Origin of the sequence: Pseudoalteromonas sp. S3776, from assembly GCF_005886915.1 — a bacterium.
GTDB lineage: Bacteria > Pseudomonadota > Gammaproteobacteria > Enterobacterales > Alteromonadaceae > Pseudoalteromonas.
In genome coordinates this window covers 1-504 of the sequence record NZ_PNCU01000112.1, presented here as the reverse complement: position 1 = coordinate 504, position 504 = coordinate 1, and the positions used below count along the sequence as shown (strand labels likewise).

Sequence of the window (504 nt, the reverse complement as noted above, 5' to 3'; positions counted from 1 at the left end):
ACCGTAAAGGATCGCGTAATCCAACAAGCGATTGCATAGGTTCTGACGCCTTTATTCGACCCCGGATTCTCGAACAACAGTTTCGGATTCCGTCCCGGTCGCAACGGGCAACAGGCCGTTAAGCAAGTGCAAGGCATTATCGGTGATGGATACCGTACGGCTGTTGATATAGACCTCTCAACATTCTTTGACAGGGTCAATCATGATTTGCTGATGACACTCCTTGGGCGCAAGGTTAAAGACAGACGACTCATGCAGCTCATCGGCCGTTATCTGCGAGCGGGTGTGATGGAAAACCACTGTCTTGTAGAGAGTCGGGAAGGTGTCCCCCAAGGCGGTCCACTTTCGCCGCTGATGGCGAACGTCATGCTCGATCCACTGGATAAAGAACTGGAGAAGCGTGGCCACCGTTTTGCCCGCTATGCGGACGACTTCACTATTTTAGTGAAAAGCCCAAGAGCGGGGGAACGGGTACTGCGTAGTATCAGTCGGTATCTGGAGCGT

The 504-nt window shown here is 52.6% G+C and carries 1 protein-coding gene; it reads left to right on the top strand.

The genetic code is table 11. From position 1 onward, the window contains the following. Positions 1-42: 42 nt before the first annotated feature. On the top strand, positions 43-504 hold a 462-nt coding region (locus CWC16_RS19355; RefSeq protein ID WP_249929318.1), incomplete at its 3' end, for a reverse transcriptase domain-containing protein.